At 58.6% G+C, this 6,882-nt stretch carries 7 protein-coding genes; all 7 read right to left on the bottom strand.

What is annotated here, in order from left to right; translation table 11 throughout:
- On the bottom strand, positions 1-1,039 hold a 1,039-nt coding region (eutR, locus tag AB7E14_RS18095; protein WP_428169755.1), incomplete at its 3' end, for an HTH-type transcriptional regulator EutR.
- 47 nt (positions 1,040-1,086) lie between these two features.
- Positions 1,087-1,593 carry an ethanolamine utilization microcompartment protein EutK gene (gene eutK, locus AB7E14_RS18100; RefSeq protein WP_044258365.1) on the bottom strand — a complete coding sequence of 169 codons (507 nt, stop codon included), beginning with the start codon at positions 1,591-1,593 and terminating at the stop codon, positions 1,087-1,089.
- A gap of 12 nt (positions 1,594-1,605) precedes the next feature.
- On the bottom strand, positions 1,606-2,265 hold the full coding sequence (eutL, locus tag AB7E14_RS18105; RefSeq protein ID WP_042999890.1) for an ethanolamine utilization microcompartment protein EutL: 660 nt from the start codon (positions 2,263-2,265) through the stop codon (positions 1,606-1,608).
- Positions 2,266-2,274: 9 nt separating this feature from the next.
- Complete coding sequence (gene eutC / locus AB7E14_RS18110) at positions 2,275-3,168, bottom strand: ethanolamine ammonia-lyase subunit EutC (RefSeq protein ID WP_042999889.1); 894 nt, start codon at positions 3,166-3,168, stop codon at positions 2,275-2,277.
- A 20-nt stretch (positions 3,169-3,188) separates the two neighbouring features.
- The gene (eutB, locus tag AB7E14_RS18115) at positions 3,189-4,550 is read right to left on the bottom strand and encodes an ethanolamine ammonia-lyase subunit alpha (RefSeq protein ID WP_042999888.1); all 1,362 of its coding nucleotides are present in this window, start codon (positions 4,548-4,550) and stop codon (positions 3,189-3,191) included.
- 11 nt (positions 4,551-4,561) lie between these two features.
- Positions 4,562-5,965: an ethanolamine ammonia-lyase reactivating factor EutA gene (eutA, locus tag AB7E14_RS18120; RefSeq protein ID WP_046402137.1), complete on the bottom strand. Its 1,404-nt coding sequence runs from the start codon at positions 5,963-5,965 to the stop codon at positions 4,562-4,564.
- The coding region (eutH, locus tag AB7E14_RS18125) for an ethanolamine utilization protein EutH (protein ID WP_428169756.1) at positions 5,962-6,882 on the bottom strand (921 nt) is incomplete at its 5' end. The genes eutA and eutH, both read right to left, overlap by 4 nt.

A 6,882-nucleotide genomic window follows, 5' to 3' on the forward strand; every position in this document is an offset into this window, starting at 1 on the left:
GCATACGCTGGTGCAACGTCAGCGACGGCTTCTCGGCAAACAATTGCTGGTAGTCGGTGGCGAACTGCCCTAAATGCCAGAACCCCCACTGCATTGCCGCATCCTTGACCGTGGTACTCTGCGACCACGGGCTGATTAATTCCCGTCGCACCGCATTCAGGCGGATCCTTTTCAGCCACGCATTCGGTCCAATCCCCAAAATGGCGTGAAATGCATTCTGCAACGTACGACGGCTGACGTGAAGCTGGTTGCAGAGGTCGAGTACCGTCAGCGGCTCCGACATATTTTCCAGCACATACTCACGCGCCCGGGAGAGCAGTTTGCGGTAGCCCTGGTGGCTGATACTCTCCGCCGAGTTGATAGGATGCGCGTCCTCCAGCATCATGCCCATCGCCAACAACAGATTATCCCCCAGCACCTTACGCACTGCAGGTTGATGAAGATTCTCCGGGTTCTCGCTAAAAGTCGCCAGCGCCTGCTGGACAAAGCCCCACAGCGCCGCCTTGTGCTGCTCTTTGACCTCCAGCGCCGACTGGTTGCGCAGCATATGCAGCACCCTTTCCGGATTATGTAAAAACTGTGCCTGACGGGAAATCACATCCTCTGAAATCACTACCCCGAGAATCGTGTAATCATCCGGCGTGCTCAGCTCGAACTCCGTACCGCCCGGGCGGGTCGCAATCTCGGCGCTGCCGAGACACTGTGCGCCAATAAATCCCTGCTCGCCCCGCGTGGCCGGAATGCCAAACCAGAACGAATTCGGCCACACCAGGCATGACTGACGCAGCGCCAGTCCGGTGTATTCGCGAAAAACCTGAATGTCATCGAGCAAGATTTCCGTGAATTCACCATGAAACTTCCCCGGATGCAGTTGATCGTAAATCTGCTGCCAGGCAGTGATGGTCAGGGCGTGCTCATAAACATCCGTGGTCCGCCGCTGGTGAACGTTGTCCACTTCCACCTTTGGCGTGAGTTTAACGTCTTCGGGTAACGCTTCATGATAAAGATGGTGCAAACTGGCTGAACGGGTCTTTTTCATGATCTTTTATGCCGGACGCCTGGTAAGACGCCCGGCCCTCCGACAGGTTAATTTTTTAAGCGATAGCGACTACTGCGTTTACGCAACGCCCCGTCAGTGAAGAGCTGTTCCAGTGCGTTTCTGGCCTCTTCAAGCGGCCAGCCAAAGTGCGCGGCGACCTCTCCTGCCGTCATTCCCTGACGCGCTGTAGCGAGCTGCGCCAGCAGCGCGTCGGCGTATTCAGACCGTACAGGTGCTTCAGGCTTCGGCGCTATCTTCTGCTCAGGGGATTTCGACGCGCGCTTAAATCCGCCGATCAGCCACTGGGTGTCGTCTTCTGGCCGACCAATTTCTTTGCGGCTGATGACGCGGCCTGTCCGCTGTGCTGCGGCGCTTCCGGCATCCAGCGCCGCACGACACGCCGCCAGATCGCCTTCCACCACCAGCGTCACTTTGCCCGGGTCAAGCACTTCATGACTCAGCAGGTTGACATTAGCCGCCTTCAGCATGGCATCCGACGCGTCCACGGCGGCAACCATGCCCTCCACTTCCAGTAACCCCAGTGCATTGATCATTGATGACCTCCGTTACGCGCGCTGAACAGGATTACGGGCGATGTCCAGAACCGCATCGGCAAAGGCATTACAGGCAGCTTTACAGGCAGCCTGGCTACCGGTCAAAAACGCCGCCGAGTAGTTAGTTTCTGACGGAGGCGGCACGTAGGTCACCAGTTGAACATCGGCGGATTTCATTGCCGCATCAATGCCATACGTTGCTTCCAGCGGCGGTGCCACCAGATAAGCCAGCGGATCGCCCAGCGCGATCCCTGCCGTTGACGACAGATAAGAGCCGGTACGCGACACCACATGCGCCAGGAACGCGGTGTTTTCCGCATCGTTCGCCCACTGGAACGCCGCGCCGCCTTCGATATGCGCCACCATCGCATCCAGCCCGGCGCGCACTTCCGCCGGGTTTGGACCGCCCAACATAATCAACACTTCACCGGCTGTCGGCGATGGCCCATGGGCCGCCCCGGCGTACAGCGAACGGCCATACACCACTTCAACCATCGCCTGTTTTGTCGCTTCGTCTGCGGCAATATACGTCACGTCATCAGAATCTGCCGTGATGAGACCGAGGCTACGTATATGCGACGGTAATTTAAGTTCACGTGCAAACCCGTCGTTCACGGAAGCAATCACGCGCATCGCGCTGACCGACGGTCGAATCAAATCTAATGCTGGCATGATGCCTCCTTAACGGGTCATGTTGATGCCGGACGCTTTCTGCTCCAGCATGCGTTTGGCCAAATCCACGATGACAGCAGCGGCTTCTACCGGCGGCGTACCGCCCTGGTGGATGTTGGAAATACAGGTACGGTCGGCCTCCACCGTCGTCGCCACGCGCGGTGAATAGACCGCGTAGCAGGAGAGACTCTCCGACTGCCCCAGTCCTGGACGTTCACCGACCAGCAGAATCACCACTTTCGCTCCGAGGATCTCGCCGATCTGGTCTTCAATCTTCACGCGGCCATAGCGGACAAAGAACGGTGTCCCGACCTTCAGTCCGGCCTGCTTCAGACCGGACAGCAGCGGTGGCAGGATCTCTTCATAGTTCGCGGTGATCGCATCGGTAGACAGGCCGTCAGACACCACCACCTGAACATCCGGATTTGCGACGCACTGCGATTTCAGCGCCTCTATGGCTTCCTGACTCAAACGGCGGCCCATATCCGGGCGCGTCAGGTAGAGATTTTTGTCGCTGATTTCCGAACGCACTTCCAGCAGTCCCTGCGCTTTCACCCACTCTTCCGGCACCTCTTTCAGTACGGTGTCTTTTGAGCGTGAGTGGTCGGCGAGAAAACGCAGTAGCGCCTGAGTGCGTGGACGCGGACCGGCACGCCCGGTGCAAACGCGCGCTGCGGTACTGCGCCGCAGTTCGGTCAGCACCTCTGCGCGATGCGGGTTCTCCACGCCAATCCAGGCTTTTGCTTCAGCGGAGCCTAAATCCAGCGCACAGCTCTCTGTAGTCGACGGTGCCGCACACTGCGGTTTGTCGCAGGACTGCGACGGGGCGGCGGTCTGCGGCTGTGTCTGTCCCATTGACGCCATTACGCTGCGTACAATTTCTTCAATCTGTTTTTGATCCATTGTTTGTCATCCCCGCGTCATCAGAAGAACAGTGACGGATCGCCCGCCCGTTTGGTCAGGCGACCGTTTGCCATAATGCCCATCGTTTCCAGCCAGCGTTCAAACTCCGGCGACGGACGCAGATTCAGCAACTGGCGTACGGTCGCCGTATCGTGGAAGGCGGTGGTCTGGTAGTTGAGCATGATGTCGTCGCCAAGCGGCATACCCATGATGTAGTTACAGCCCGCGGTGGCGAGCAGAATCATCAGGTTTTCGTTGAGGTTCTGATCGGCATCGGCATGGTTGGTGTAGCAGCAGTCACAGCCCATCGAGATGCCGCTCAGCTTGCCCATAAAGTGATCTTCCAGACCGGCACGAATAATCTGGCGGTCGTTGTAGAGATACTCCGGCCCGATAAAGCCCACCACGGTGTTCACCAGGAATGGATCGTAGTGACGCGCCAGGCCGTAGTTACGTGCTTCCATCGTTACCTGGTCCGCCCCGAAGTTCGCCCCGGCGGACAGCGCCGAGCCCTGTCCGGTTTCAAAATACAGGCAGTTTTCTCCGGCGATCCGGTTAAACTCCGCCCCTACCGCACGCGCTTCGTCCAGCATTGCCAGCTCTACGCCGAACTCTTTTAAGCCCTTTTCACTGCCGCAGATACTCTGGAAGATCAGTCCGCCCGGCGCACCGCGACGGATCGCTTCAATCTGCGTGGTAACGTGCGCCAGCACACAGCCCTGGGTCGGGATGTTGAACTTGTCGATCACCCCATAAACCGTGTCCAGTACGCGGCTTAAGTTCTCCACATCGTCGGTCACCGGGTTGACGCCAATCACCGCATCGCCGGCACCAAAAGAGAGCCCTTCGTAGATTTGCGCGGCAATACTCTGCACATCATCACGGGTATCGTTCGGCTGCAGACGACAGCTGAAGGTGCCCGGAATACCGATCGTGGTGTTGGCCTTTTTGATTACCGGCATTTTCTTGCCGCCGTAGATCAGATCGGCGTTAGAGCAGATCTTCGCCACTGCCGCCACCACTTCCGAGGTCAGTCCTTTACGCGTAAAGGCAATATCATCAACCGAGGTGTCATCGCTCAGCACATGCTCACGCAGCTCGCTGATGCTCCAGTTCTTAATGCGGTTGTAGGCCGTTTCGTTGACATCGTCCTGAATCAGGCGTGTGACGCAGTCCTCTTCATAGGAAATCACCGGGTTATTGCGAATATCCGCCACCGTCATTTCCGACAACACCTGTTTCGCCGCGACACGCTCCTGCGAGCTTTGCGCCGCGACGCCGGCCAGCACATCCCCCGAACGCAGTTCGTTGGCTTTTGCCAGCACCTCTTTTACATCCTTAAACTGATAAACATTGCCGAACAATGTGGTCTTTAGTTTCATAAGTCGTTCCCTCAGGAAGGAAATGCGAGTGATTTCACCGTCACCGGCACAACCGATCCGCCAAACAAAGGCGTACCAATGTCGATATAGTCGCCCGCCCGGACAATCACTTCGTCAATGACCGCCAGCGGGAGTTGCTGTAACTGTGGGCGCAACAGCATGCCCAGCGCTTTACCAAAGTCCTGCTCGGCCACCACCAGCAGGGGATGCGGATTCGGGTAACGCGCGATGAAGGCCAGCAGCGCGTCGATGACCGTAAGTAATGCGGCGTAACGCACCGGCAACGAGGCGGGAAGCGCCAGTACGTATGCGTCAGTCTGTGGATCCAGATCGAGCTGCATCAGCGCCTGTTGCCACGCGCCAACCAGATCGGCGTCATCCAGCGGGATCGCTACCGGCAGATTACGTAGCGGCAACTGAACCCCTTCCAGCCAGATGGTGCTGCCCGAGAGCGACAGCGTGTGCGCCCCTGCGCCAATCACCGTGGCGCGCACGGTCTGCGCCGGAAACTGCACGTTCATCGCACGCAGACGCGGATGCTCATGCAGCGCCGTCGCCAGCAGCGGCCCAATATCAGAAAAGCAGAACGGATCGGCAGGCAGATTGCGATAGCACTCTCCCACGCCGCCGGACAGGGTGATGACCTCCGGCTTCGCGTCCGCTGGCAGTAACCCGGTTTGCATCAGCGTTTGCGCCAGCGGCGACAACGCGCCGTCGATCACTTCTACGATCAGACTCGCCATCCGCTGCGCCACCTGCCCTAACTGCGCGACGGTCAGTGAACGGGCATCGGTACCCACCCCGAATACCTCATCGACAATCTTCTGACCGGGTTGATGGGCATGTACGACGCGCCCTTGACCGTCGGTCTCCAGCAGACGCCCGCCGACGTTCAGACAGGCGGTGCCGCTCACCTTTCCGGCATCAAACAGCGCGTAGTTCGAAGTGCCGCCGCCGATGTCGATGTTCAGCACCCGGCACATCCGCTGTTCAGACAGGGTTTGCGCCCCGGCGCCGTGACCGGCAATCACCGATTCCAGATGCGGTCCGGCACTGGCAACCACAAAGTCACCGAGCGACTGGGAGAGCGTCATCACCGCCGGGCGCGCGTTGCGGGTTTTCGCGCTCTCGCCGGTGATGATGATGGCTCCTGAATCAACCGATTCCGGCGCGATCCCCGCCGCCTGATACTGCGCGAGGATCAGCGCTTTAAGGTCGTCCTCCCGTAACCCGCCCTGCTTATCGACGGGGGTAAAGAAGACCGGGCTTTGCCAGCTAATGTCGCGTTTGATGAATTCGTAACGGGGCACCTGCGACACTGCCGCACGGTTAACCAGTTCCAGGCGCGAGAAGATCACCTGCGTGGTCGTGGTGCCGATATCGATACCGACGCTCAATAGCTGGCGCGTGTTCACGATTGCGCCTCCACTTCCGTTTCTGCCGGAACGTTTTCATCTTTTGGCACCAGCATCATGGCCACGCCAATCGCCGTAACACCGCCAATCAATTTGCCGACAATCATCGGGAAGATCATGGCGTTCATGTTGGCCGCCGCGAAGCCTAAGTGGTCACCCAGCGCGAAGGCTGCGGAGACGGCGAAGGCGCAGTTGATCACTTTGCCGCGGGTATCCATCTGCTTCATCATGCCGAACATCGGGATGTTATTCGCCAGTGTCGCCACCATGCCGCCAGCTGCCATATTGTTGATTTTCAACAGGCTTCCGACGCGCATCAGCGGTTTCTCAAACCAACGGGTCAGTAACAGCACCATCGGATACGCCCCGAGCAGTACGCAGGAGATAGAACCGATCACTTCAATGGCGCGCATCACTTCACCGGGGGTGTCGCCAGGTGCCATAAAGATGGGATCGAGACCGGGGATCAGCTCCCAGCCCAGCAGGAACTTGATGACTGCCGCGGCGAGACCAATGGTGATCAGCGCAACGAGGAATTTGGCGAAGATCTGGAAGCCGTTGATCATTTTTTCCGGGATGAATTTCAACCCCAGCGCCACCAGCACGGCGACGATAATCACCGGGATCATGTTCATCAGGATCAGCGCGAAGGTGAACTCGACCGGTTGTCCGTTGATCTCAACGCCCGAATACATCGCGACCAGACCACCGGCAATACAGCCGATAGGGATCGTGACAATGCCTGCCAGCACGCCAAGCGCCAGATAACGGCGGTCAGACGGCTCAATAATGCCCAGCGCAACGGGGATAGAGAACACGATGGTGGGCCCCATCATTGCCCCCAGAATCAACCCCGAGTAGAGCCACGCCGCGACGTCGCCACCCGCCAGCTCTTTGGCAAGGAAGAAGCCGCCCAT

The sequence above is a fragment of the Citrobacter sp. genome, from assembly GCF_050252275.1.
GTDB classification, from domain to species: Bacteria; Pseudomonadota; Gammaproteobacteria; order Enterobacterales; family Enterobacteriaceae; genus Citrobacter_A; species Citrobacter_A amalonaticus.